The organism is Marinobacter orientalis, assembly GCF_004792665.1.
In the GTDB taxonomy this organism is placed as follows: domain Bacteria; phylum Pseudomonadota; class Gammaproteobacteria; order Pseudomonadales; family Oleiphilaceae; genus Marinobacter; species Marinobacter orientalis.
In genome coordinates this window covers 54,995-80,454 of the sequence record NZ_SRZX01000007.1, presented here as the reverse complement: position 1 = coordinate 80,454, position 25,460 = coordinate 54,995, and the positions used below count along the sequence as shown (strand labels likewise).

Sequence of the window (25,460 nt, the reverse complement as noted above, 5' to 3'; positions counted from 1 at the left end):
TCTACTCCCACTGCCGCAGGCGGCTATAGTAGGGACCAAACAGGGTTTTGCTCAGGGGTTTACCCAGTTTGCTGTATTCCCGGGCGATGGCCCTCACCAGGTGCTCCATACCGATAGATTGCTGTTCGCCAGCAGCGTAGCAGCCGGCCAGCAGCAGAATACTCTTGATGTTGGCACCGGTCAGCTCGAACTGGCGCGCGAGGAACGGCAGGTCCAGATCGTCCCGGATGGGAGCAGAGGTGGTGAGCAGCTGGCCCCAGATCCTCTCGCGCTCCTTCGGGCCGGGGAAGGGGAATTCCACCACCACCTGGATGCGGCGCATAAAGGCGTCATCAATGTTCTGGGCCAGGTTGGAGGCGAGTATGCAGACGCCGGTATGGGCCTCGATCTTCTGCAGCAGGTAGCTGGTCTCAATGTTGGCGTAGCGGTCATGGGCATCCTTGACTTCGGAGCGCTTGCCGAACAGCGCGTCCGCCTCATCGAAGAAAAGCACCACATCCGCCCTGGCAGCATGGTCAAATATGCTCTGCAGGTTTTTCTCGGTTTCACCGATGTATTTGCTGACCACAGTGGCCAGGTCAATACGGTATAGCTCCAGCCCGAGTTCCCGGGCCACGACGCCCGCTGCCAGGGTCTTGCCGGTGCCGGAAGGGCCCACGAACAGTGCGCTCAGTCCGGGTTGCTGCCCGAACAGCTGGTCCATCCTCCAGTTGCCGAGCACCTGCTGTTGATGACTGGCGCGCAGAATCAGCTCTTCCAGCAGACCTTTACTCGCTTTGGGCAGGACCAGCTGTTGCCAGCCCTGGCTGGTCTTCATGCGTTGGGCACCGGTGCTCATGGGTTCCGCCGCTGCGGATTTGCACAGTGCCTTGAGGTCTTCCGCATTGAAGTCCGGGCTGAGTTGCAGGTGATGGCTCAGGCGCTGGCTGATTCCGGCAATCCTGGCCGGCGTCAGTCTGTACCGCCGAGCAACGTCGGGAACCAGCCCGGCTGGTTGCAGGTCCAGCCAGTGCTTTGGCAGGTGCTGCTGCCAGGTCAGTTCCCGTGTTTCCGGTGAGGGGATTGGAAGCGCAATTTCCACCACCGGTGAGGGCGCGCCCGCTGTTTCTGTCTGCAGGATCAGGTTGTCTGGCAGCAACTCAAGCAGGGCGGACTGCTGCTCCGGCGACATCCGTTCGGACCGGGGTACACTGACCAGCGCATTATGCAGCCGTTGCTCCCGACGGAGAGCGTAGAGGCTTTCCTGCCATTCTGACGTTCCAATCCACGTTTCTGTCCGTACACGAAGCAGGTTCTGGCCACGCTTACGGGCCAGCCACAGGTCGTGATCCTGGCCCGGCTCGCCGGTCAGTTGCAGCGGGGGCAGGGGTTGGATGCCGCCCGGATTCTTCACCAGTCCCGTCAGGGCTTCCGTCAATGGCGGGCGAAGGCGGGGCTGCGGGTAGGGTAAGAGCTCCAGATAGCCCGCCAGTCGGCGATCAATGGTGTTCCGGCCCAGCAGGAAATCAACAATGCGGTCATCCAGTTGCAGGGGGCGTTCCAGCAATGGCCGTTGGGGCTCGGTCACTAACACGACCCGGTGCCGTATCAGGGGCGCTTTAGCGGATAGCATGGCCCGGATGTCCGTTGCTGACCGGCTCGAACGGGGCAGGTCAGAAAGGTGATCCACCAGCCCGGGTGTCAGGTAGCGGCGTTGAACATCGTCCTGCAGGAAAGCCCACACCCGGGCGAAGCGGGGGTCTGTTTCTCCGGCCAGCAGGTACAACACCAGGTCTGTTTCCTGCTGGCCCAGGCCAAGGGCTTCGGCCAGCCTCTGGGGCGGCAGTTTATGGGGTGTGGCCCGGGTTTGCAGAATGATCTGCTGCCGCAGCCGGCGAATGTTTTCAGGCGTTGCAGGGGAATTGCCGGTCTCCTTGAGCTCTGCCAGGTTCCGGTCTATATCCTCGTCATCCAGGAACAGGCCCAGGAAGCCCTCCCGGTTATGGTCGCCTCGCACTGCCCGGAAATGGGCCACCGCCTGTTCCATTTGCAGGGTAATCAGTTGCAGGACGTCGGTCAGGTAGTCCTGATCGTTCTGATAGCCGTCCAGTTGCTCTTGCAGGGTCATGGTGGTCACCGGTCTACCGGAAAATGAACCGGTGGTTGTTCACCGGCTGCCCGTAGTCGAGTCGGATGGTGCGGGTGAGGTCGTCACTGCCATCGCTCAGAGTCAGGGTGATTTCCCGCGCCAGGGGCAGGTTATCGATGGCAAAGAACCCGCGGTCGTCCGTGGTAACGGCCGGGCGCGTCTCCGGGGCGGAGACCGTTACCTCGGCATTACCCAGTGGGGTTTCCGGATCACCATCCCGCAAAATCTGCCCGGTAAGGCGCAACGGTTTGGGAGAGAGCTCCAGGGTGAGGTCGTCGAATGGGCCGGCGATGCGTGTGACTTCCCGGCTTTCTCCGGCCAGGTCGAGATCCGAATCGGTGCTGGTCAGTTGTTCCGAAGCCAGCTCGAAGTTGTGGCTGAGCGGTTGATAACCGGGCGCCTCGGCATCCAGCCGGAATTGCATGTCCGGCATCGGGGAGCGATCGCCGAAAACCGGGCCGCCACTGGCGGAGAAGCAGAAGTAGCCGTCACTGGTCACCTTTTTGTAGAAGCCGGCTGGCCGGTATTCGCCGGCTTCGGCATCCCCTTCCGGCGCAGGCCGGTACCAGAGGCTGAGGGTGAGTCCCCGTGAGACAGGCAGGTTCTGAACCTGGTCCAGTACACGGCCACTGATCAAGGCTTGGGCGACGATTACCGGGTTGTTGCTCATGGTTCTGTCCTTTGCCTCGGGTTATTTCTGGCCCAGCACGGTATAGGCTTCGCGAACCGGTCCGTACTGGTGAGGGCTGCGATACGAATCAATGGCGACACCGTCCACCCGCAGAATGGTGGCCAGTCGCATGGGCTGACTGAAGGCATTCCATAACTGGGTAAGCTGCTCCAGGGGAATGTCTTCCGCCATCACACGAATCTGGTCCTGTCCGCGCCCGAAGCTGCTGTCCGGAGCTTCCCCGGCGATGGATTCCAGTACCGGGTGGTCATGGAAGTGTTGAAGAATGCGCCCCAGCATCAGCTGATTATTGGTCTCATTGTCGACCGGAAGCAGAAGGTATCTCAGTTGCAGTGGAAGCGGCGGGCGTTTTTCTTCACCGGCTCCGGACCGCAGGGGCATTGGGTTACGCGGCCGCTGCTGCTGGCTGATGTGATACAGGTAAAGGCTGACCACCACCTGGTTGTTGAGGTTTTCCCCCGGCGCTTCCAGGGCGATATTGGTAGCTGCATCGGTTACGGAGAACTCGGTGTCCGGTGCCTCGTCCAGGGCGGAGAAAATCTGCCGTCGCAGTTCCTCGCTGACGCGTTCGATAATGGTGTAGTTGCTCACGACGTGGCCCTCTGCAGGTGCGGGAAATGGTCAAAATGAAAGGTCACTACCGTGCCCAGCCAGGGAAGCCAGCCCGGATTGAGATCCAGTCCCGCCAGACGCAACTCCAGTCGTACCTGGCTGTTATCCAGGTACAGATCCAGGTGTCCGGGTGTATAGGCCAGTTCAGCCGGAACCCGGATCAGCGTGGGAGACCAGAGATCCTCCCAGCTGAACCATTGCCCGGCCAGCGACAGCACGGCCTGTCGCTGCGGCAGCTGTGGCAATGATTCCAGTTCCGCTACGGACTCCAGGCCAAGCCGCTCAGCCAGAAAGGCACACAACGGGTCTTCCTGGTCCAGATCCAGTTCCCGGGCCAGTCGATAGAGCCAGGCCCAGCCACTGGGAAGTGTCTGCCAGGCCTGTTCCATGATGGCCTGTATGGGCGGCCGATTAAGGATATTGAGCAGGTAGAGCGCTCCCCCCATGTCTGTGCGTACCCTGTCTGAGCGGATAGCCAGACTCTGGTTCTGCGGGAGGTCGTATGCGGCTGACAGCGCTTCTGTGTCTGCATCGGGGGCGGTCAGTCCACCGCCAGCTCCAGAGAGCTCAGGGATTGCTGGAGTGTTAGTGCCTATGCGGATGGCCGGTGATTCGCTTGTGGTTTGCGGTCCGGGTTCATTGTCCTGACTGGCTGCATGGGAATCGGTAGCGCCGGAGCTCTGTTGAGGCCCAGGTGTGTGTAACCTGTCACCGGCATGACTGCCAGTGCCGTTTAGTGTCAGGACGCTGTGCGAAGGTTGAGGGGGCTCGCCAGAGTGCTTCATGCGCTCCCGGATACTGGCCAGGGTGGTGGCTGGTTCGGCAAGAAGTGCCACTGTTGCAGACTCTGTGGCAATAACAAGGGCAGCCAGCGTTGAGCGTGGATCGGTATCGGGCAACGTTGCAAATATCGGCTGCCAGCGCCGAACCTGGCGGGATGGAATGACCATCCCGGGGCTGTCAGTCTTTGGGTCTGCCGTGGCGGAGCCGCGAGTGTGGTGCGTCAGTCCGAGTTCGTGACACAGAGCAGACAGCACGGCACTACTATTCTCCGCAGAAAGACGCTGCCAGACATCAATCAGATTTCCTTCAGAGGCCAGGAGATGGCAGACAGAAACCAGTTCACGGGGATGCTCCTGCATCACCTGCTGTATGGCATCTCCGGCTGGCAGCGGCCAGAACCGGGACCAACGCTGCCAGTACCAGCGTTGGGAGGCGATGCCCCTGGATAGATCGGTGATGAGGGCAGCGACCAATGCTGCCAGGCTGGCGAAGCGCACGACCTCGGAAGGATCCCCGCTGTTGATCTGCTGGCGTGCCTTTTCCACCAGTTCGCTGGCCAACCGGCTTTTGCCGGCAGAGGCCGCAACCTGACGAACCAGCACCCAGCTGCCATCCGTGGGTGCCGGCCAATGGCTGGCCTCCAGCTTTGGTAACAGGCGCTGGCGGGTCCCGGAAGGGCCCCGCACGATTAGCCTGTGGATTCGGGTGGTGTCTGGTTGCTGCGGCAGGGTCACTCCGGTTTACCTCCGTAACTTGCCAATAACCGTGGACTGGCTGCTTATCCGGATATTTTTCTGTAATACCCGGGTGATGCTTACCTCGGTACTGTCGGCCACCTGGTCCTCAACGGATAACACAGCGGAGACCCTCTGATGGTCGTCCAGCAGCTGGAGTTCGGTACCCGGCAGAGGAAACCGGTTCAGCCGGACCCGCAGTCGCTCACCGGGCCTGATAACCCGTGGGGGTGCGGTCACCTGGCCCCGGATGATGTCTTCCGGATCTCCCAGGGAGGCCACAATCAGGGTCGCCCGGATCATGTTCTCCATGGCTTGCCGGCTCTCGCCGGAGGGCTTGCCGTCAAGCTGCCTGAACCACCACGTCACCAGTTCGGAGATGGTGCGTACCCGGTTGAAGTCTTCCTTTTCTGCCCGCTCCAGGCCTGGCCAGCGGCTGACATCCGCGACCCGGAGCTGGTTATCCTCGGCCAACTGGCCCCAGGTCAGCCGCAGTGAGCCTGACAGGCCGCGGAGGTGCTGCAGAAGACAGCTTTGCGCCAGTTCCAGGTTGTTGAGCAGTTCCTGAGCCTTTTTCCGGAGCGGGGCGGATTTTGTGGTGATCGCATCCTCCAGCGACAGTACCCGGGAATTCTGCTGCTGACTCTGCCGCATACTGTCGGCCTTTGCCGGGAAAACTTTCTGCGTCATGCCGGTCAGAAGCGCCCGGTTATTCAGCCTGAGGGTCTTTAACCGTCCCTGGAGGGCCGTGGATATCTGTCCTGTCTCCTGCTTCTGTTGCTTCTCCTGCAGGCGGATCTTGCGATACTGCCCGATGACAGAAATGTTGAGGTTGAGTGGAACCCGGGGAATGACTGGCTGGAGTACCGCCCAGTCCGAAACTGGAATTTCCGCGACCGTATCCATGAAGCCGGCGAGGGATTCGGGTAAATCAACCGTCTTATCCGGGGCACAGGCGGGCATTTCGTCATTGCCCCGCCGGAAGCGGAGTGTCAACGGGTCTGCCGCGGGCAGTGAAGCCTCGGCGCTGCGCACCCGTATATACCAGAGCGCCCTGATCCCGGCGGTGAGTATGCGTGAGCGTGCTTCATTGCGTTTCTGCACCCGCTGCCAGTCTTCCATCAGCAGCTGTTGGGCAAGCGAGTAATCGCCTTTTTGCTCATTCAGCGCCTGGGCAAGACTGTCCAGTTTCTCCCTGGCAATGCGGATACTGGCGGAAAGTTTTTTCGCTTCCGCTTCAAGACGATTGAGCTGACTGATCTTTGCTTCCCGTTTCCGTTCGAGATCGTTGAAGCGGGATTCTGTGCCCCTGATCCAGCGGGTCAGAGCTTTGCCTGCATCGAGTAGCGCATCGTACTGATCCTTGATGACCTTGTTGTTGTCGCCCTGGCTGGTGTTCAGCTTTCCCGGATCGACAAGTTGCTCTGGTTTGAACAGCTTGTTGAGATTTCTGGCATCACCCTTGTCCAGCTGCTGGTCGGCGAGGGTGTTCAGCTCGAGTAGCTTGGCGTGGTTTTTCTGATACTGGGCGGCAGCGGGGCTGGCGTCTTCCATCACCGTGAATCCGGAGACAAACGGTGTGAAAGACTGCTTCATCACCGGCGTGTTGCCCCCGAGAGGTGCCAGCGGCTGCCCATGGGTTTGTGCCATGATCTCGATGGCAGAGGTGTTATCCGGGTTTTTCCGTAGCAGGGTGTCCTCCTGCACAGAGGCCCGCTTGACGGCGCTCTTTTCCAGTAACTCCATGGCACTGCCTTTACGGCCACCGCTGCTCTTTAAAGCTTTCGAAACCCCCCCATAGAGCCGCTGGTTCTCCTGGGCGCTGGCCACATTGTAGGCGTCGGGACTCAGGGCGTAGCTGTACTGAAGCGTACCCTTACCCTTGGACGCGTTGGTGCCGGAAGCCACTCCCCGGGCGAGGGCAGAAAGAGAGGCAGACTGAACGTCCAGTTGCTGGCGTTGCAAGAGCAGGAAGTCTCTAAGGCGGCCACCGCGGCTGGTCAGGTTGCGGATCTGGTTGCGGGTCTCTTCGATGTTCACCAGCAGTGCCGCGTAGCGGACCACCAGGCCGTCCTCATCCGGTTGTGTCGCATCGGGTGACTGGCTGCCGCCATCCTCCTGTCTGGCGATCCAGGCCCGGTAGTCTTCCGGCGGCTCCGGCTGGGGCTGGTCATAGGGGTAGACCGGCGTTTCAGGGCCACCCTCTGAATTCGTTCTCAGCTCCGTGAAGAAAGTGTCCGGTGTGACCGGCGCATTCTCCGCCTTCGGCAGGCCCAGATCGCCCAGCCTGTCAGGATCGTGGATGGTCCGTTCCAGGGCCCGTTCTTCCTCCGTTCTGCCAACCGGTGGTTCATGGCTGGGGACAATGTGGTACAGGCGATAGAACTGGGATTTCCAGCTCATCCATGCCTGGTGTGCGCGCATCTGGTACCGGTAGAGATCATCCTCAAGCCGTTTGTCAGTCGGTGGGATGTCCAGAAGATCCGGACGATAGTCGGCAGGGTTGAGAGCAATCAGCAACCGCAGGCGTTCTCCCGCGGGATGGTGAAGGTTAACCGGCCGGGAAGGGAGGTGGCGATGAATCAGGTCAGCTATCCGGTCTTCCGGTACCGGAATCATATCCAGGCCAATGTGCTCGTGCAGCCCGGTCATCTGCACTTCAGCAGACTCGGGGCGGTGCAGCCAGCTGACGGGTAGCTGTCCTGCTGCCGGCAGGTAGTCCAGGCCAAGGTTGGATTTCAGGAACAGATGCTGTTCTGAAGGGCCAGACGTTCCGCTGTCACGGAGCTTTTCCATTACCCGGTTGATAGCGGTTCTGGTCTGGGCCAGTAACACCTGATACCCACTGTCTGCAGTGGCCATGTAGCGCCCGGCTTCGGGGGAAACCCATTTCACTTCGGGTGCATCCTCGGCGCCCGGCGCCACGCACACCAGGGCCACCGGCACGGAGTCGGGATGGTTTCTCAGCAAATCGGCGCTGACACCCGCCACAGCGACCCGGTTTTCGATCAGTGAACGATCCAGATCGCTGGCAGAGGCACCGGCAATGGCCAGCCGACGCAGGGCGGCGGTGGTAACGGTGGTTAACTGGGAATCGCGGGTGGGATCGAACTCCGCTCGCTGACAGGGTTCCACTCCGGGACTGTCTACGTGGCGCAGTTCCTGGCTGAGGGTCAGGTAGTAGATGCCAGTGGGATCATTGCTGGCTACCGACTCCAGGTATTGGTCGATCAGCGCCTGCCAGCCGGCCTTCAGCTCAGAGAACAGGTGGATGGTTCTGCCGTTTCCCGCAATGGCTACGCCGGGTGTCACCGTCACACTATCCAGTGATTCATCGGCCAGTGTCAGGCCGTGAACAATGCCCGGGTGGCGATGCAGGAGCAGGGGGGACAGTCGGGCGTCGGCCCAGCCCTGTTGCCGGTCCAGTTCCTGTTCGCCCAGGTGCCTGCCCGGGAACATGTGTACCCGTTCCAGGCGGTGGTCGCTGCGAACGGGTCGGTTCAGCGCTATCAGTGTCATGGCAGGTTCCTCAGCGAAGGGCGTCCAGTTGCTCTTTCCATTGCTGTAGCAGGTTTTCTGCGAGGCCCAGGTCCGCACCTGCGCGGATTATGTGCCTGGCTGTGCTCCCGATATCGGGTTCCGCTTCCATGAGGAGATCGCGAAGTCTGAGCAGATTGTCCTGCTGCTGCGCCTGTTCCAGGGTTTGCCAGATAACCGGGTCGTAGTGCCGCTCAACCCTTAACAGGGTGTCGAGGACGGCGCGGATGGCCCGGAGCTCCCGGGGCAGGCTTTCGGTCAGTGCCTTGATGGATTCTTCGCCTGCCTCACTGTTCGCGGGCCGGACTTTTGCCAGTGACGGCACATTGACCATGCGTAAGAAGATGGTGTGCTCGTCCTCGATCTCGGTTGGCACCTCTGGTTGGGTATCGGCGTCACCGTCGTTTTCGGGTTGCGCATCCGGAATGCTGGCCCCCTGGGCAAGGATGATGCCGCTGATGCCGGTTTCCGCCGCCCGGACCGGGCGCCTCACATAGATCAGACTGTCGCTGTCGATCCGGTTCCAGATTTCGCCCCAGACACTGGCGTCGGTATCCAGGTTGTGGGAAGGGGACTTGCGATAAAGGCGCAGCGCCAGAGGGTCGGGGTACAGAAAGTCCCGTTCGTTCGGCGGGTTATCGGCAACCAGCTGTCTGGACAAGGTCCAGTAGTCCTTGTCTGAGAGCGGGGCCAGCACCATAACGCTGACGTCACTGTCCCGGTTCAGGTCAATGGCCGGAAGCCCCATGGACTCCCTGCGGATCAGCTCCAGGTCTGCTTCGCGAACCGGTGCAACAGCAACATCAAAGGACGCCGGGAAATAGCTGTGATAACCCTTCTGCGGATCCACGGCATTCCTGGGCAACCCGCCGGCCGGGGGAATGATCGGGAAATAATCGGCAGCGGCAAATGGTTGGTCCAGCCCACCCCCGGCGCGATGGCCGATGATATCGCCCAGCAGAGACTGATACTGACGGTGGAGGTCCTCCTGCAGGTCATTGTGGTCCGGCTCCGGGCGTATCGGATGTCTCAGCAGTTCATTGTCGACCCATTGCGGGGTGTCCTGCGCAATGGCCAGTACCCCCAGCGCCACCGAGTCTTCGGGCACCACGCTGCTGGCCAGTTTGTTATCCAGCAGTTCCGCCATCAGTCGCGCGCGCAGCCGCAGAGTGTCGAGTGCGGGCAAAGCGAGTGGCAGAGGCACCAGTCCAAGCTGGATGGACTCCGTCACCAGTGCATAGTCGGAGCCCCGGCGGTTCTTCAGGTCAGTGGGGAAAACCTCGGCTATGTCGGTGGGTACGTCCACGTAACGCAGAACCACCGCGTAGAGCCCGCGGTTGAAGTGGCGGTGTCGGCCGTCGTTGAGCTGCGAGATAAGCGCCTTGTCGCCGGGGTTCACGGTCATTCGGGTACCCAGATGCAGCACCCGACCGGCTGGCGTCATGGCCTTGCCGGGCTCGACAACCAACCGGTACGGATCGGTGCTGAAACTCAGCTCGAGCCCGTTAATGATGCCACTGCCAAGAGCCTTGCCGACTTCCCGCAACCGCTGGTCCAGATAGATCTGGTCGCGCTCAAGGTCTTCGGCGGTCAACAGGCGGCCGTCGAAATAATGGGTTCTTGTCATGCGCGGATCGATATCCGCCAGCTTTTCCAGGTTGTCGCCTCCGGCGATCGGGTCGCCGAGAGGCTGGAAGAGTATGTCGCTCATAACCGTTCCTTGTTCAGGCCATTACCCGTTGCCGTTCTGTCTGGCGAGCCACGCAAGCTGGCTGGCGGTTGCCAGAAACGGACGGACAAGATTGTTAATGTGAATCAGACCCGGGTTGAGAACGGTGTTGGACGGATCTGACGCTTCTATCCGGACACGCGCCAGCAGCAACCGGGCACCGTCTTCCAGCTCATGAGCCAGGTTGTGGGTCGACAGGCCGTCGCCTTCCAGGGAATGGAGCAACTGCGCATGCAGCGCCAGTTGCTGTGCGGCCACCGGGTTGCTGTCCTCCAGATCGTCCAGGGTCTGCTGTTCATCGCCAGAAAGAGGGGGCATGTCATTGTCCACCAAGTTGTGGCTGGCCCAGGGTGTGAAACCGTCTTCCGGTGATCCGGGAGGCAATTCGGGGATCAGTTCCAGTTGAACGCTGTCGGCGGTGCGGCTGGGCTGGACGGCATCGGTTCCGGCATTGAGTTTGCGGGTCAGAACCGGTTGCCGTGCGACCGGGCAGTCCTTGTGGCGCACGGTCACCTTCAGCCAGAGCTCCCCGGCGTCGCTGTCAAAACCTTCCAGCAGCTTTTCTTCGGGCTGGGCGGCAAGCCACTGGGCCAGGCGGATACAATGGCTCTCGTGGACCATGACTTCCCGTCCCAGGCCGTCAATGCCAACCCCCGGTCCCACGCGCAACTGCAGATCCTCCAGGTGGTCACTGCTGTTTTCATGGGTTTCGGGGTTCATGCTGACCCGCATGCCGGCCAGGGTTCCGAAGCCGTGCAACCAGTACTGATGGCGGGTAAGCCGGCGGCGGTGGTAAGCCTGTTCATCCCGCGTGGCTTCCAGCCCCAGCATCATGCCGGCTTCATAGGCGACACGGCGCAGGGGCTCTGCCAGTTGATCGTCCTGCTCCAGCGTGGGCAAGTCCTCAGCACTACTCATGTGGCCTCCTTGGTATCAGGTCCGGGCATGGACATCGGAAGGCGAGAAGGCCGCGGGGTTGCGCAGCAGGCCTTCCTGTCCGAGCCAGGTGTTGTCCAGTACAACCGGTCGAACTGCGGGCCGGGTTTCCATAAAAGTGTCCACTTCCAGAAGCGGCGCGGTACCCAGAACAAAGGGCTGTTCACTCTCGACAAACTGCCACTGGACATGCGCCGGCATGCTATCCACCAGAATCTCGCTGACACGGGCCCGAAGCTGTATGCCGGGCCCGCTCAGCACAACGCTGACCTTGTGTCCGTAGTGGTCGAAAAAGGCCTCTACCGCCTCGTTCTCCTCTTCATCCGCCAGTTCCGGGGCGAACAGGGCAAGAAATTCCCGGGCATTGATGTCAGCCAGAATCAGGCTGTCGCCGATGATGCTGTTGCCACTCATGCCGGTACCAAGGGTCAGCGGGTGATCCCGGTCATCCATGTGGCGGCCGAGAATGGTGGCCATGGTGCGGCGCAGTCGGAAGTTTTCCACCAGCACCACTTCTCCCCGGGTAACTGCACCGTCGCAGGCAATATCCAGCGCCAGATTGGTGGCCGGGAGGGTTCCCTTGTATTGCTGGATGAGAGTGGCGTGTTTCAGCCAGCGACGCTGCCGCTGTTCCGGCCAGTGAGCGGGAAGGTCGGTACCGATGGCGCTGGCAAGCCATTGCAGATGGTCGGCCGGGGCAGAATCCGGATGTACCAGCTGGTCGCTGGCGGCAATGCGGCCTTCCAGGGGAGTCAGCATGCCTTCGAAGCTGGCCAGCAGTCGTTCACGCACATCGGCACCATTGGCAGGGCCGCTGCTGGCACCGTCGCTGCGTCGTTTTTCCTGCTGGTACAGCTCCGGGAAGTAACGCTGCTGGTAGGAAAAGCGAGGATGGTAGACCCTCAGGGCATGCAGCGCGGGTGTCTGCCGCGGCGTTCCTCGAAAATGCACCCGCAGCTGCAGGTATCGCCCGCGGATTTCCCGAACTTCCCCGTCCGGAGCCTGCAGCAGGAGTTCGAACAGGCCTCGCTGGCCTGGCTGGTAACCGGACAGCGCCGATCCGAATGGCAGCTCCGAGGGCAGGTGATTCCAGACCGGAACCGGCTGATCGAGCAGCGGCGCCGACGTGCGATTGTCCGGATGGTCGTAGACCCGGGCAGCGAGTGTGAGGCTGCAGCCTGCCGGAATGCAGGCATCCAGGTAGACACGGTGCCACAGTGTATCCGGGTGCCCGGAGTCCAGGGTGTGGCTCAGCAAGGCGCTGGACTCCTGGTGGTAGCGGACCTGGCGCAGGGGGTGAAGCTCACGGGGGCGGATGGGCGTGCCCGCGAATTCCGGCCCTGCTTCGGCCTGGTAGCGGAGCTGGCCATCGGCACTGGTCACGAAACGGGGAACCGCCTGTGAGAGCATCGGATAGCGCTCCCGCACCAGGCGCGCCTGGTGGTTTCCCTCCTCGTCGTTCCGGTGAAGGTGCAGTACCGGGCAGTCCCTGCGTACGAATTCTGTGTCGCCTTCTTCCTTTGGCGCCAATGCTGCCAGTCTGCCGGCCGCGGTCACGCCCAGGTCAATCGAGAAGGGTATATCTTCATGGAAGGGGTATCGGGTCCACCCCTGTTCCGGGTCCAGTGTCAGTGGGCGGGCGAACACCGCCTGCTCACCGGATTCCTCCAGGCCCAGCAGATAGAGGTGTTCTTCGTCGCCACATACCGCCAGGGATTGCTCCAGTTGCGGCAGGGGATGCTGCCAGGTCTTGGCCAGCTTCTCAGGGTTGATGGTCTCCGGCTCGAAGCGACTCTGATCCGGCTGGTAGGGCAGCGGCAGCGGCTCGCCCTCGCACAGCATCAGCAGGCTGGCCCCCAGGCACCAGGCGCGGTTCTGCCGGTCCAGCCAGACCCGGTGTGCGCGCTCCGGCAGCGAGCAACTGGTCTGCCACCGGCGGCCGAGGTGGAACAGGGTCAGTCCATGCCGGGTGTCCCCGTCACTCCAGATCAATGCCAGCAGGCCTTCCCGGTTGAGGTTCATGTCCAGATACGCGCAATCTTCTGCAGGCGTAACCTCGTCCAGCTGTTCGTCCTCCAGAGGTCTGTTGCCCCGGCCGCTGTTGAACATGACCCGTCTCCGGTCCTCTGACAGGCGGGCAATCTGTCCGAAGCTGTCCATGGCCATTGGTGTGGCGGTATTCCATTGCGCCATTGCTGTATCCGGCTGGCTGGCGGGCAGGCGCAGCTCCTGATTCTGGGCCAGGGTGAGTGCCTGGCGCAGGGGATGCCACTGCAGTCGTGTCGAGGCGTTTGCAAACTCCTCGGCGGTGCGCAGCAGGAAATAGCGGGTACCATTAACGTCCATAGTGCACCTAGCAGAGATCCGGAATAACCGGGACAGCGATACCCGTCCCGCGCTCCGGCTGTTCGCCGGAAGCCGGGCCTATACCATCCGGAAGTGGCAGCGAACCCGGCCCGCTTTCGATCCGCACGCCGAGCAGTTCCGGCAACTGGTAATCCTGCAGTGACAGTTGTTCACCGTCCGCCAGGGGTTGCCAGGGTGTTTTCTCATCCGGCCGGGTGAACAGGGCCAGTCCATACCAGGACTGAACGCCGCTGACCCGGGCAACCTGGGTGGCCAGCTCATTGGCGCTGACCGCACGGCCCAGGGGCCAGCCCTCGCCATCGGCTCCGCCCGGAGCTAGTGGCCACAGATATCGGACCAGGGCCTCGCGGATATTCTGCAGGGTCTGTTGTTCGGTCTGCGGGTCTCTGACGTCTACCCGCACAGAGACGGCCACAGGCACAAACTCCGGGCTGAGTACATGCAGCTCCGTGCCAATCGTGATCCGTTGCAGCAGATAGCCGAACACGTCTTTCAGCAGGCCGCGGCTGGGCCGGGGGGCAGATCCCAGCGCCGGGGCAGCAGGTGGCAGCACGAACACGCTGACTGCTCCGGGTACATTTCTGCGTACCGCATGAATGCTGTTGCCGGGCAGAAAGCCGGGGCTGACTTCCGCGCGGGCGACCGGGTTGACCGGATTACCCTCGGTAATCACCTTGAAATCGGTGGCGGTAACGGCCCGGTTGCGATGGGTCAGAAACTTGGGAATACGTTTTTCCGCCTGCTCGACGCTCTCTGCGTCCAGCCCGCCGCTTAACGGCCAGAGATGTCTGACGCGCAGATTGCTGCTGCCCCCGATGATCTCCTTGATGGCCTCTGGCGGAAGGCTGGTTTCAGCGCCTCCCCCATAGAGGTATTCCAGCGCCCGGATTCTGGCGCCCGAAGGCACTCGTCGGCCGGCGGAGAGGCCATCGCCGAAATAGACGTAACCTGTTTGTGGATTCAGGCGGTATACCCGGTCCTCCGGGGACTGACCGGCCAGGAAATCATGTCGTGTCCAGGTTCGCCACTGGCCGTTTTCCTCCACCTGCAACTGCAGCGACGAGGCATCAATCTGGCTGTCGGGCAGGGCAATAACCTGATCGGGCATGCCGGTTCCCATGCCAACAATCTGGTTGGTTCGCTGACCCTGGGCGACAACGTCGACGCCGTTGAGGTCGATGTATCCCAGTGTCAGGCCGGGTTCATCCGGGCATCGCAGGCGCAGCCAGAACGCGGTCCGGGCGGCTTCCTCGGGGTCTTCCAGTGCCGGGGGCTGATCCTGAAGGCCGTTGAACATCGGGTCGCTGTCGACAAAGCTCTGGAGCAGTTGCGGGTTGCGGGGAATTCGCAGCCCTGCAACACCGGCCTGGCGGCCGCCACCGGAACTGTCGGCGATAATATCCAGGGGGAGGAAGCGCACGGTGCCGTCCTCGCTCTGGTTGACCAGTTCCCACACCAGCGCCCGGGGGGCAATGCTGTCCACCTGTTCTTCGGGCTGCGCATCGGCAGGCGCGATAGCAACATTCAGAATGATGCCGGCGAGCTTTTCCCTGAGCGGGTCCAACTGGTCTGCCAGCTGTTTGGGGGCAACACACGCCAGATAAAGGGCCTGGTCAAGGCTCCCGGCCAGTGACAGCGCTTCCCGGCCAGGGCTGAACTGGCGCGGGCGGAAGGGCGTCGGCTCTTCCCCGTCTGCCAGGCCGAACTGCTCCTTGAGGTCACGGGGGGTAATGCCCATCTCCCTGAGTGCCTCAGGGCCAATGGACTCCTTGATCAGGACCCGACAGCTCAGGTTCGTTGGCTGCAGCTCTCCGCGAGCAGTGAGAACATGCTTGCCGCCCCGTAACTGGCTGCCATCCCGCACCAGCGGAGGCAGAGTTGTGCTGCCAGGAGCTGCGTCGATACAGACAATTCCTGTTGCTGCCCGGGCAGGGCGGACAGGTATCTGTAGCAGATTGAGGAAAGCCCGCCGCTGGCGTTCGGGAATCAGGTTGGCCCGGTACAGAATGGTTTCTGTAAACCAGGCAAACAGGTCCGTGAACGTATGCACCGGATCCCCGGGCGCGATCTGTGTCAGCTCCGGCAGATGAGCGCCCAGTCGCTCCCTGGCTTCCTTTACCAGATCATCGAAGCGTCTGTCGTCCAGATTGGGAACAGGTAATGGCATAGAAAGTCCTCGTTATGCTCCCAGGTTGAGCGTGAAACCCAGTTCCGCCACTTCGTGCCGGTGTTTCAGCCGGTAGCGGATGTTGATATGGACATCAGAAAGTTGTGCTCTGCCGGGCTGTACACTGACCTGCTCCACGACAACTCTGGGTTCAAGCAGAGCCAGGTTCTTGCGCACGACGCCGGCCATCAGGTTACGGGTGGTCTCATTGTTGGGCTGATGGATGAAATCCGGCAGTCCCGCTCCAAACCCGGGCCGCTGTATCCGCTCTCCCTGGCGGGTCAGCAGGATATTCAACATCACTTCCCGGATGCTGTGATCGTTTCTGGCCCAGTCAAGTCGGCCGGACTCATCAATCCCACCCAGTGGCCAGCTCAGTATGTTCGGCGTTGGTGCCTGCATAATTGGGTTACCTGTTGATCTTCGGGAATGGCAGATAGATTTTCACCCAAGGCAGCCAGAAGAAGATGATGTTCAGAAGCGACACCATCACCATCAGCAGAATCATTGCCACCAGAGTGATCACCGGCAGGCTGAAAATCAGTATCCACTGCATGCCGGACTGGGGTACCTCATCACCCATCAGATCCTTGCCGATGCCTTTTTTCGGTCTCAGCCGCTTCAGCATGGCAAAGGTGTCGGAAGGGGTGAGCAGGCTGGCGCCCTTGGCCATACCCCGCTTCAGGTCGCGCATGCCGGGAACCGGTATGAGGGACGGCCGGCTTGCATCCGGGTCCAGTGGGCTGGCCACCCTGAACGGGAGTGTCTGACTGCTCTCGTCGGCCCAGACAATCTGTTCCCTGCCTTGATCGTTGCGAACTCTCAGGAAGGGCACGACGCGGAAGACATCGTTCTCACCATCTCCAAATTTCGGCACAGGTATTTCCCGGGCCTGGTCCAGGACCAGTTGCTGATAACGCTGGCCCAGCAGATGACGGAAGGCATAGGCCTGCTCCTCTGAAAGCGTCAGGTGCCAGCCCAGGGAGCCGGAACCGTCGGAGTCGGGGAGCCGCTGGGGTTCTGCTCCGGACTCGAGCCGCTCCTCCTGCTGGTCGAGCCAGGCCACCAGCGGATTCTCCGCTTGTTGGAAGCAGTGCCGGAGGTAGTCCAGCAATGTCTGTTCTCTGTACTGCCGAAGCAGGCCTTCTTCCTCCAGCCCCGGTTTCATAAGGTGGGCAGCCAGATGATCGGGGGTGCTGTGAAACCAGATGCCGGAACACAGCTGCTCCAGATTCTTGTTTTCGGGCGTGCTGGATGCCCCCAACCGGTAGCGTTCTGCAAGTAACCGGACCAGGTCCAGAAAGGCAAGGGTGGGCTGGCCGGAGGCAACCTGAAGGACATCGTTGTCTTGCCACTGGCCGCCAGCCCGGTTCCGGAAACCGAATGGCCAGTGCAGGGACTGGGCGTCGAACTCCCTGGCTTCTGCGAGCGATTCCGGTTGCACTGCAGAGGTTGCGTCCTGGTGATAACGGAAGCCGCCCAGCGGCAGGTAACCGAACAGCAGGGTGCGACTCCTGCCTTCCGGGTCCCGGGTGCCAAGGGTGTGCAGGGGGTGGGTCTGTTCGCCGGTATAGGACGGGTTCCCGGTACGTTTCCCGAGTACGCCGCTGGCGCACAGGCGTCGATCCAGATCTGGATCACCAGAATGCGTCGGTGCCGGTTTCCAGCCGATCACATCCCCTCCCTCCAGCATCCAGGCCTGTTGGCCTTCCGGGGTGATGCGGCGAATGACGAATCCCGCCGAGGTAATCTTCTGTGGATCCAGGGCGGGCTGACCGAGTTGATCGCAGACTGCTTCGCAACAGACCAGGTGGAATGTCCGGTGGGTAGGCAGGCGCAGAACCGGCAGGTTGTCCCACTGGCTGTGGCTTTCCTCGTTCTGCCAACCGCTGCCATGGGCAGCATCCAAGTGGCCTGAAACCACGTCCTGGCGAAAGCGGTTGATAAAATCCGCGTCCAGGTAGCGATGCAGGCCCGCGCCGCTTTCGTGCTGGTAAAAGGGGGACTTCAGTTTTACCGGGTGCAGCTTCTGTTGCATGTTCATGGCGGTCACTCCTACCAGATGTTTCCGGCACCGGGGGTGTAACTGGTTCCGACCACCGAATTGGCAATGACCGTATCGGCCTGGACGACACCGCTGAACCGGGACATGCCGGCATCAACCTGAACCATGCCGGCGGACACGTTCACATTCGAGGCGTTGATTTCGACAGGCCCTGCGCTGTTCACCTGAATGGAAGAAGATGTCAGCGTCACCTTCTGGCTGCCCCTTTCAATATTGATCTCGCCACCGTCACTCTCGGTAATGCGAATGCTGTAACCAGAACGGGTGTGCACTTCGAACGATGGACCGGAGCCGCTGTCGTCAAATTCCATAACCGTGCCGGAAGGTGTCCGTACCACATAATGTTCCTCCTGCGGGTCCGCCTCCTCCGGTCGGCTGTCCCTGCCGGTCCAGATACTGCCCAGCACCAGTGGCATATCGGGAGCCGCGAAGGCGGCTACCACGATTTCTCCTTCCCGCGGTATGAAGCTTGCCCCATAGCCTTCCCCGGCCGAGGGGGCAACAACACTTGCCCAGCATTCGAGCCGGGTGGACTGGAAGCGGATCCGTATACGACCCCGGTTTTCCGGGTCGGCATTGTCGGTCACCTCCGCCAGTTGCAGGCTTTGCAGATTGCCGGGGATGTGGTTGTTCATGGTTCCTGGCTCCAGTGGGCTCTGTGAATTTTGACGTGGGTGCGAAAACCGTTACGGTTGTCAAAGACGTGCCGGCAAAGTCCTACCTGCCAGGTGCCGGTAAGCCGGGGTGAGACATCCTCCAGTCGAATTTCCCTGCCCGGTTTCAGGCCGGACTCGCCCATACAGGTGATATCGCCGTGCAGGAATCTGCGGGCCTGCCTGCGGAAGCCCGCGGTGGCATAGGCTTCTGCCTCTGACTGGCTCCGGGCCAGTGGGTGGGGCAGGGTGTCGCTGCTTTGCCATCCCAGATCGGACAGGGTGTCACGGGCTGTTTTGCCCGGGGCGGGCTGACCGGGTTCATCTTCAGACGCGTCGACGGCTTCTGCAGTATCCGGGTTGTATCCCATCACTTCCGAGGACTGATACTGATGGTTCAGGTCGGCCAGGGTGCGAATGCTGAGGGCACCGTTGCCGGGGCCAAGAACGATTGGCTCGGGGTCGGGATCTTCCGCCATGGCCCGCAGTGCACCCTGGTCCATCCGCAGACCGATATCGAAGCGCTGGCAGAGTCGCAGCGCGAACGCCAGGTCGCTCTCGTTCAACTGATGCCAACTGGCGGTTATGCCGGATACCGCCACGTCTGCTTCGAGACAGCTTTCGCTGGCCAGCGTCTGCAGAACCTCATCCGGGCTCTGGTCCTCGTAGCACAGGCTCTGGCGCCGGCGCGCGAGGCGGTGCAGACGGTCCTGCAGAAGCAGGGTCAGGGTGGGGGCCGATTTGCCGTATTGCTCTTCAATGCCGGTCACCTCGCCATCAAACAGGGTAACCGGCGATTCGCCGTGAGTGATTCGAATGTGTGCCCCCATCCCGATATCACCGAACAGATACGAAGGCTGCGGACCGTTCTCCGTTAGGCCCCAGTTGGTCACCGACAGCTCGGCGCTGGCACAACCGTGCCAGGGGAGCTGAATCATCAGCGAACCCAGTTGCGCTGCCAGGTCGGGACGGGATTCTCCATCCACAACTATCTCCGGCCGGGCATTGATCAGCGGCTGATCGTCCATGGCAATCAATCCACCTCCAGTCGCTGTTGCCGTTCGCGGAGTTTCTCCAGTTGCTCGAACAGAGTTGCCTGATTCATTCCGTTATCTGAAGGAGCTGCAGCCGTCTCCGTATTCGGGGCGGGCGAATCTTCTACCTCGACAATGACTTCATCGATCAGTAATGGCATGTCTGCTTACCTCAGGTTGCTCAATCAAATCCAACGCCGGAATCCTGTGCGGCCTGGCGTACTGTATCGAGCCAGGGTTGGTCTGTGCGCTCCCGCAGCTCGTTCACCTTCTGGTCTCGGGTTTGCCGTAAAGACTCTGCACTGAGCCCATCAAACGGGCTGCCTCCCAGGCTGTAGCCAAATGCCCCTTCAATGGTGCTGCCGAGACTGGAGGAATTGCCGTAGCGGAAAGCAGGGGCCGCCGATTTCATGGCATCAGCAACGGCTGATCTGGCCGGATTCTGGTCCAGCCCCAGTTGCCTGGCTGGCGACTGTGCAGGGCTTGCAATTTCGTTACCGGATGGCAGACGCGGATTTTCCACCCCGTTATACAGAGCGGTATCCCGCCAGTTACCCTTGCTCCTGTCACTGGCCCCGGGAAGCGGGCGGGTGCTGGCTTCTGCTCCCGGTTGGTTGCTGTTACCGGTTCCTGTCAGTGTGGGCATATCCCGTTCTGCCCGGGCCGCGTCCCGGTTGCGGAACTGGAAGCTGTCTTCCTTGAGGCTGAGAGAAACCGTTGCTCTCAGCGGCGTTCCCTCGGGGGAGAAGAAATCCAGTGTTTCATCAAACTTCTCCACCAGCCCGACAAATTCGAATGCACCCCACTGGAACAGACACCGGCTGGGTACCTGTCTCTCCTCGGAGCCTTCCTCGACGCGGCCACCGGGTTTCAAAAACCGTTCTGCAATTTTGCGGGTCAGCAGCCGGACATCCGGGCTGGTTTGTTCATCTGCATAGTCATCCGGAAGGGTAGTGTCGAAGATCAGTTCGATACTCAGACTGGAGGAGCTGGATGAAACATACTGTGCCGCTTTTTCTGAGCCCCGCTGATCACCGGTGTTCAGGGAATTGGACAGCCCGACCCTCAGGCTGGTCGGGTTGAACTGAACATTCACGGCGTTATCCAGATCAGGCGTGTTTTCCTTGCCGGAAACCGGTATCAGTTTGCCTCGCTCCGGGTGTTTCATGACGCCGCCTCCTCCGGACCAGAGGTGGATTCTGTATCCGGGGAATGGCGCTCAAGCTCCAGTCCCTCATGGACCAGGTGCAATTCCTCGATGGCCACCTGGCTGGCCGTAGAGTTCAGGTCCGGCCCCTTGAAATGCGTTGCCAGCACGCCCGTGAGTTTCCATGTCATCACAGGGTTGTCCTGGTACTCGCCACCGGCTTTCCGGGGATGTCCCAGCAATACGATTTCGCCGTGCATCCGGTAGCCATAATTGGCACCCCGGGTTGTGACATCAAACCAGCTCCACAGGTCGTTGACGTGGGTGACGCCCCGTTTCAGAACCATCGGGGAGAAGCGGGTAGCTCCACTTCTCTGGTGTTCTCCCCAATTCCGGCCGCCCTCTGCAATGCTGCGTGGTTCCATGGTCAGTTCAAAGCCGGTGACCTCACTGAAAGCACCGCTGCACAGCAGTTCACCGGAGCGACTGTCATGGAGGTTGACCCGGAAGCGAAAGGGGACAAATTCACTCATCCTGCACTTCTCCCTGCCACTCGCCGTGGCGGTTGGTGAATGTCAGCCGGATGCGATCGATTGGCAGCGCCGGAGCCAGCATGATCTCGAAAACGGCTGCGCCCTCCTGGAGCTGCAGCTGTTTTACCCGGAAAGCCTCTTCGGGCAGCTTCCCGCGCAGGGCTCCCAGGCGGTGCAGTTGACCGAAGAAATTTTCCAGGGCCAGGCGTGGAGTGGGGTCCCGATAGTCCACTCTGAAAACAAGCGTTTCCCCGAGTCGTTGCAGCTGACGACGCAGATGGCCGAGAAAACGCATCACCTCTGCGCTTCTGAATGCGTCGTAGCGGCCCGACAGACGGGAGCGTGAGTAGTCGTCCGGATGCAGAGCAGGCACGGTAAGTCGTTCATCGTCCAGCATGACCCCGCGGGGCTTTCGTGTTATCACGCTGATACCAGGGTGTTGCCGCAGCGTCTGCTGTGCCGGGATGGACTGAGGAGGGAAAGGATCACCGGATGTGACCAGAATCCGGCCGGCAATGGATCGCCAGGGGCCATTGGTTTGCGCCACGCCGGATTGCGCCCCGGCGAGCACGCCGCAGGAGCTGACCGGTCTGCCACGGGCATTGGTCAGGTAAGGGAAAACGAACTGTACCTGTCGCAACCGGTGACCGGCGGGGGTTACGGCGATTTTACCAATGGCTTCCAGAGCTCTGCTGCTGGCTGCGGGAATCTGGCGATCCTGATCATAGGTCAACGGGACTGACCACAAACACTGGATATCGGGGCGGTGCTGACACAGCCATGGCAGGATTTGCCGCAGTAGAGCCGCTGTTGCCATTGGTTCCGTGGGGTTGGAAGAGGCCGCCTCAGGAGCGGTGACCGCCTTTGGAGGTGGCGTTGAGCAGGGCATGAACTGCGGAGCCTCTCTGGCGTAGTCTGGCTCCGGTATGCCAGGCAGGTTGGCCGGGATCTGCAATCGTTCCAGGTCGGGCAGGGCGAGTAGCCCGATGGCGGGTATCACCAGCAATGATGCAACCCCCCGCAGGGTGGATGTGTCGTGCAATACGGTGTCGGGGGCGGGCAGGAATGCTTCATGACCTTTTTCTTCCGGCACAGCCACAATCCATAATCTGGTGCCGCCATTGGCAAAGAAATCGTCTACACAGCCGGGTAGCCAGGCGTTCGCCCCTGCCAGAGTGCTCTGATAATCGGTCCCCGAAGACGCAGCATCCGGGAAGATGTCATGGAACTCAGCGCTGGAATTGAGCGGAACTGGCAGGTGGAAAATGGCGTCATCCGCTGATCTCAGCGCTTCGAGCCTGGTTCCGAATCCGGCCGCCCGGATGGCATCGACGGCTTCGGGAAGGTCGAATAGCCGCTGTTTCCGAACTCTTCCGGGGCAATGACCCACCATGCCGCAGACCAGAACCGGAGCATGATTCTGATAGGGGCGGGGAGTTAGCTCAATCCGGGACGCCAGCAGCGTTTCCATAATGGTGCGCTATTCCTGGGTAATGTGTTCCACGGCGAGCACCAGCTCTTCAATGGCGACGTCACTGCCACCCTTTGCTGTCAGGGTCGGGCCGGTCCATTTGATGGGCATGGCATTGACCAGCTTCCACTGGACCACCGACTCCGCATGGTTCTCGCTCATCAGCTTGACGACGACGTTGCGCTTTGCGGTGATATCGCCGGAGCGCACCTGATCCAGCCAGTTGTAAAGGTTCTCTGCCCCGATCACGCCGCGCTTGAGGGTAATATCCCCGGACTTGTGAATGGCCGGTACCTTGGTGACGTAATTGGTTTTCTGGTTTCCGGCCCGGTATTCCGCGACGGTTACCTCGGCATTCAGGCCGGAGACTTCGGAAAATCCGCCGGCCACATCGGTTTCGCTGCCATCCGACAGATCAACCAGGTAGTTGAATACGCCGTATGGTGTTTCTCTGAACTGTGCCATATCACGATCCTTCTTGAGGGTTCAATCAGCTGTCAGCGGTTTTCTGACCGATCCGGAAGACAACGAATTCCGCAGGCTTGAGTGCTGCCACACCCACCTCACAAATCAGCCGGCCGTTGTCCAGGTCGTTCTGGGTCATGGTGCTGCGGTCGCAGCGCACGAACCAGGCGGTTTTCTCGGAGCCGAGCAGTCGACCGTTACGCCACTCATTGAAGAGGAAGGCGTCCACTGTGTTGCGGACGTTTTCCCAGAGGCGCTCGCCGTTGGGCTCGAAAACCGCCCATTGAGTCGATTTCTGGATCGAACGCTCCAGATAGAGAAAGTACCGGCGCACATTGACGTATTTCCACTCCGGGTCGTCCGAGAGGGTGCGCCCGCCCCAGACCTGATGGCCGCGCCCCGGGAAAGAGCGTAAGCAGTTGATGCCGCTGGGGTTCAGCAGTTCCTGCTGGAACTGGTTGATCTCCTGGGCAAAACGCAGGGCACCCAGAACCGGGGTGTTGGCCGGTGTCTTGTGGACACCACGCTGCACATCCGTATGGGCATAGATGCCGGCGATAAATCCTGCCGGTGGCACGTTGATGGTTGTGTGCACACCCCGTGGGTCAGCAATCGTAATCCAGGGATAGTAGAGCGCCAGCCGCGAGTCGTTGAAGTTGGAACGGAAGCCCCGCACCTCGGACAGGGCCATAGCGTCCTGGCTGTCGACAATACCCATGCGGTATCGCATACGGCGGCAATGCTTCTGCATTTCCGTCACCACCGCCTGGTGCTGATTGGGATCGGCCGCCGCTGCGGGAGCCATGACGATGGATATGTCCTCGATGTCTTCCAGCGCAGCAAACCCGGTGCTGCCGTTCACTTCGTCGGTCGCGCCGCCATAGTGCAGTGCCTGGGGTGACTCGCCGTCAGAACCGTTCTCAAGTTGGATCAGGTAACGGGGACCTTCAACGGAAAGGCCTTCGGGATTCATGGCGCCTTCGTCGAACAGGCTGTAAAGGGCCGCCAATACCTCCCCTTCGGCAATGTTATCAGCAAATTCGCAGGCTACCGGGCTGGTGAGCTGGTCATTACGCGAGTCCGGCTCTTGGGGTAGCCGCCTGTCAAGACTGTTGTCTGCGTCGTGGGCCGTGGAGATGTCGCTGTAGGTGTGTATCACCGTGCCGTCCGGCCCGCCGTTACGAACGGAAATATCGAAGGTTCTCTGGACCATGACTGCGCTGACGGTATCCGGAGAGGCCGCCAGGGCAGCCAGAGGCAGGTCAATGTTGCTGTCGACGTCTTCGTTAAGGTCGCTGTTGATCTGAAACTCTGTGCCTTCTGCATTGATAGTGCCCAGCAGGGTTGTCCGGTCACCCCAGTGATCGCCATCAAAGAAACCGGAAAGATCCGTGGGGGCGGAAAAACTGAGGGACCCGAAGGCTCCGCCACTCAGATTGCCGGAAGCCGGCTGACGGATGCTGACCCGGGTGAATCGCAGCGATGTCGTGTTATCCCTTGTCAGGCCGGCGGCTGCCAGCAATCCTTCGCCGTCGCCGTTGGTTTCGAAACTGGCCGGCTCAACGGGGTCTTCACTGGTATCGGTAATCTGGCCCAGGTTCTGGTGAACGGCGAAGGTTGTAGCCGATATACGGCGCACCAGTGCGCTGATGGTCAGGGGGAAGACGCCATCATCGGGGCTGTCTCCGGATTTGACGGCGTTGGTCACTCCGGTTGCCTCAAGGAACAGAATCTCATCGACTGTAGGGCTGGAAACCGGCTGCATCTGAAGCAGGTTTTCGCTGTCGCGCCAGTCGAGCTCCAGGGTGAAGTTGCCCATGGTGCCGGGAAAGCGGCTGCGGAAAATGACGTGATTGTCGGTGTCGCTCGCTGTGCCAAAGCTGTTGTCGGGGTCGGGAAAGTTCCCCACCCGCGATACGTAAAGCTGTTTGCCACCGTTGTCGAAAAAGGCTTTTGCAGCGATGGTGGTGTGGTTAAGCGTGGGATTGCCATGCAGCTTCAGATCCTGAATATCGCCGTATATCCGCTGGAAGTCGGCGAAGCTGGTGACAACTTCCGGACGGCCCTGTAGTGGCCCGAAGCGGGCAGGTCCGACAATGGCAGCAACGCTGGTGCTGACACCTTCAATGGAACGGGAACGAAAACTGACTTCCTCTACAAAGACACCCGGCGCCAGATAGTTGGACATGATCTTCTCCTTGACAGTGCGTCAGCATGAATGCATAGCGATAACGTCCCGGAGCCAGAGACCGGAACAAACTATCACCGGGTATAGCAAACGAACCGACGGGTAATAATGAAGGAAAAACAAAAGCAATGCGGAGCGGGAATGGGGGGAAGGTGCCAGCAGGAAAAGGGGCCAGGCCCATGCACGAAGTCATAGAGGACAGTCCTCTTCAGAGGAAACC

At 60.9% G+C, this 25,460-nt stretch carries 19 protein-coding genes; all 19 read right to left on the bottom strand.

Translation table 11 applies throughout. The annotated features are described in order from the left end of the window. Position 1: 1 nt before the first annotated feature. Genes DIT72_RS16030 through DIT72_RS15945 form a run of 19 tightly spaced genes read right to left on the bottom strand, consistent with a single transcriptional unit; the run spans position 2 to position 25,240 of the window. Positions 2-2,107, bottom strand: a complete 2,106-nt coding sequence (locus tag DIT72_RS16030) for an ATP-binding protein (protein ID WP_135956256.1) — start codon at positions 2,105-2,107, stop codon at positions 2-4. Between the two features lie 13 nt (positions 2,108-2,120). After that, entirely contained in the window at positions 2,121-2,798 is a 678-nt protein-coding gene (locus tag DIT72_RS16025) for a peptidase associated/transthyretin-like domain-containing protein (protein ID WP_135956255.1), read from the bottom strand. Between the two features lie 21 nt (positions 2,799-2,819). After that, entirely contained in the window at positions 2,820-3,410 is a 591-nt protein-coding gene (locus DIT72_RS16020) for a Pvc16 family protein (protein WP_135956254.1), read from the bottom strand. Further along, complete coding sequence (locus DIT72_RS16015; RefSeq protein WP_135956253.1) at positions 3,407-4,948, bottom strand: hypothetical protein; 1,542 nt, start codon at positions 4,946-4,948, stop codon at positions 3,407-3,409. The genes DIT72_RS16020 and DIT72_RS16015 overlap by 4 nt, the downstream gene beginning before the upstream one ends. Positions 4,949-4,954: 6 nt before the next feature. Then, the gene (locus DIT72_RS16010; RefSeq protein WP_135956252.1) at positions 4,955-8,467 is read right to left on the bottom strand and encodes a hypothetical protein; all 3,513 of its coding nucleotides are present in this window, start codon (positions 8,465-8,467) and stop codon (positions 4,955-4,957) included. Between the two features lie 10 nt (positions 8,468-8,477). Beyond that, entirely contained in the window at positions 8,478-10,196 is a 1,719-nt protein-coding gene (locus tag DIT72_RS16005; protein ID WP_135956251.1) for a hypothetical protein, read from the bottom strand. Positions 10,197-10,217: 21 nt separating this feature from the next. Next, positions 10,218-11,132, bottom strand: coding sequence for a hypothetical protein (locus DIT72_RS16000; RefSeq protein WP_135956250.1), 915 nt, complete (start codon positions 11,130-11,132; stop codon positions 10,218-10,220). A 15-nt stretch (positions 11,133-11,147) separates the two neighbouring features. Beyond that, positions 11,148-13,496, bottom strand: a complete 2,349-nt coding sequence (locus DIT72_RS15995) for a phage tail protein (protein WP_135956249.1) — start codon at positions 13,494-13,496, stop codon at positions 11,148-11,150. Positions 13,497-13,503: 7 nt separating this feature from the next. Beyond that, a complete protein-coding gene (locus DIT72_RS15990) occupies positions 13,504-15,684 on the bottom strand; it encodes a putative baseplate assembly protein (RefSeq protein WP_135956248.1) in 2,181 nt (726 codons plus the stop codon). Between the two features lie 12 nt (positions 15,685-15,696). Beyond that, positions 15,697-16,086: a GPW/gp25 family protein gene (locus tag DIT72_RS15985; RefSeq protein WP_135956247.1), complete on the bottom strand. Its 390-nt coding sequence runs from the start codon at positions 16,084-16,086 to the stop codon at positions 15,697-15,699. Positions 16,087-16,093: 7 nt separating this feature from the next. Further along, positions 16,094-17,728 carry a hypothetical protein gene (locus DIT72_RS15980; RefSeq protein ID WP_135956246.1) on the bottom strand — a complete coding sequence of 545 codons (1,635 nt, stop codon included), beginning with the start codon at positions 17,726-17,728 and terminating at the stop codon, positions 16,094-16,096. 11 nt (positions 17,729-17,739) lie between these two features. Next, positions 17,740-18,384 carry a phage baseplate assembly protein V gene (locus DIT72_RS15975; RefSeq protein WP_135956245.1) on the bottom strand — a complete coding sequence of 215 codons (645 nt, stop codon included), beginning with the start codon at positions 18,382-18,384 and terminating at the stop codon, positions 17,740-17,742. After that, positions 18,381-19,430: a phage late control D family protein gene (locus tag DIT72_RS15970; protein WP_135956244.1), complete on the bottom strand. Its 1,050-nt coding sequence runs from the start codon at positions 19,428-19,430 to the stop codon at positions 18,381-18,383. The genes DIT72_RS15975 and DIT72_RS15970 overlap by 4 nt, the downstream gene beginning before the upstream one ends. 5 nt (positions 19,431-19,435) lie before the next feature. Further along, positions 19,436-19,597 (bottom strand): hypothetical protein, encoded by a 162-nt coding sequence (locus tag DIT72_RS18295; RefSeq protein ID WP_168355073.1) that lies wholly within the window; start codon positions 19,595-19,597, stop codon positions 19,436-19,438. A gap of 20 nt (positions 19,598-19,617) precedes the next feature. Continuing rightward, positions 19,618-20,604: a CIS tube protein gene (locus DIT72_RS15965; protein WP_135956243.1), complete on the bottom strand. Its 987-nt coding sequence runs from the start codon at positions 20,602-20,604 to the stop codon at positions 19,618-19,620. Further along, entirely contained in the window at positions 20,601-21,116 is a 516-nt protein-coding gene (locus tag DIT72_RS15960; RefSeq protein ID WP_135956242.1) for a phage tail protein, read from the bottom strand. The genes DIT72_RS15965 and DIT72_RS15960 overlap by 4 nt, the downstream gene beginning before the upstream one ends. Further along, complete coding sequence (locus tag DIT72_RS15955; protein WP_135956241.1) at positions 21,109-22,587, bottom strand: hypothetical protein; 1,479 nt, start codon at positions 22,585-22,587, stop codon at positions 21,109-21,111. Before DIT72_RS15955 ends, DIT72_RS15960 begins: the two co-directional genes overlap by 8 nt. A 9-nt stretch (positions 22,588-22,596) precedes the next feature. Next, on the bottom strand, positions 22,597-23,052 hold the full coding sequence (locus DIT72_RS15950; RefSeq protein WP_135956240.1) for a phage tail protein: 456 nt from the start codon (positions 23,050-23,052) through the stop codon (positions 22,597-22,599). 25 nt (positions 23,053-23,077) lie between these two features. Continuing rightward, on the bottom strand, positions 23,078-25,240 hold the full coding sequence (locus DIT72_RS15945; protein WP_135956239.1) for a phage tail sheath family protein: 2,163 nt from the start codon (positions 25,238-25,240) through the stop codon (positions 23,078-23,080). Positions 25,241-25,460: the final 220 nt, after the last annotated feature.

Bases quoted from the DNA above. Each gene is read 5' to 3' on its own strand.
- DIT72_RS18295 (WP_168355073.1), bottom strand. From the start codon at position 19,597: ATGCCATTACTGATCGATGAAGTCATTGTCGAGGTAGAAGATTCGCCC.
- DIT72_RS15945 (WP_135956239.1), bottom strand. From the start codon at position 25,240: ATGTCCAACTATCTGGCGCCGGGTGTCTTTGTAGAGGAAGTCAGTTTT.
- DIT72_RS16000 (WP_135956250.1), bottom strand. From the start codon at position 11,132: ATGAGTAGTGCTGAGGACTTGCCCACGCTGGAGCAGGACGATCAACTG.
- DIT72_RS16010 (WP_135956252.1), bottom strand. From the start codon at position 8,467: ATGACACTGATAGCGCTGAACCGACCCGTTCGCAGCGACCACCGCCTG.
- DIT72_RS15955 (WP_135956241.1), bottom strand. From the start codon at position 22,587: ATGGAAACGCTGCTGGCGTCCCGGATTGAGCTAACTCCCCGCCCCTAT.
- DIT72_RS16030 (WP_135956256.1), bottom strand. From the start codon at position 2,107: ATGACCCTGCAAGAGCAACTGGACGGCTATCAGAACGATCAGGACTAC.
- DIT72_RS15970 (WP_135956244.1), bottom strand. From the start codon at position 19,430: ATGGACGATCAGCCGCTGATCAATGCCCGGCCGGAGATAGTTGTGGAT.
- DIT72_RS15985 (WP_135956247.1), bottom strand. From the start codon at position 16,086: ATGCAGGCACCAACGCCGAACATACTGAGCTGGCCACTGGGTGGGATT.
- DIT72_RS15995 (WP_135956249.1), bottom strand. From the start codon at position 13,496: ATGGACGTTAATGGTACCCGCTATTTCCTGCTGCGCACCGCCGAGGAG.
- DIT72_RS16005 (WP_135956251.1), bottom strand. From the start codon at position 10,196: ATGAGCGACATACTCTTCCAGCCTCTCGGCGACCCGATCGCCGGAGGC.
- DIT72_RS15950 (WP_135956240.1), bottom strand. From the start codon at position 23,052: ATGGCACAGTTCAGAGAAACACCATACGGCGTATTCAACTACCTGGTT.
- DIT72_RS15980 (WP_135956246.1), bottom strand. From the start codon at position 17,728: ATGAACATGCAACAGAAGCTGCACCCGGTAAAACTGAAGTCCCCCTTT.
- DIT72_RS15990 (WP_135956248.1), bottom strand. From the start codon at position 15,684: ATGCCATTACCTGTTCCCAATCTGGACGACAGACGCTTCGATGATCTG.
- DIT72_RS16025 (WP_135956255.1), bottom strand. From the start codon at position 2,798: ATGAGCAACAACCCGGTAATCGTCGCCCAAGCCTTGATCAGTGGCCGT.
- DIT72_RS15960 (WP_135956242.1), bottom strand. From the start codon at position 21,116: ATGAGTGAATTTGTCCCCTTTCGCTTCCGGGTCAACCTCCATGACAGT.
- DIT72_RS15965 (WP_135956243.1), bottom strand. From the start codon at position 20,604: ATGAAACACCCGGAGCGAGGCAAACTGATACCGGTTTCCGGCAAGGAA.
- DIT72_RS15975 (WP_135956245.1), bottom strand. From the start codon at position 18,384: ATGAACAACCACATCCCCGGCAATCTGCAAAGCCTGCAACTGGCGGAG.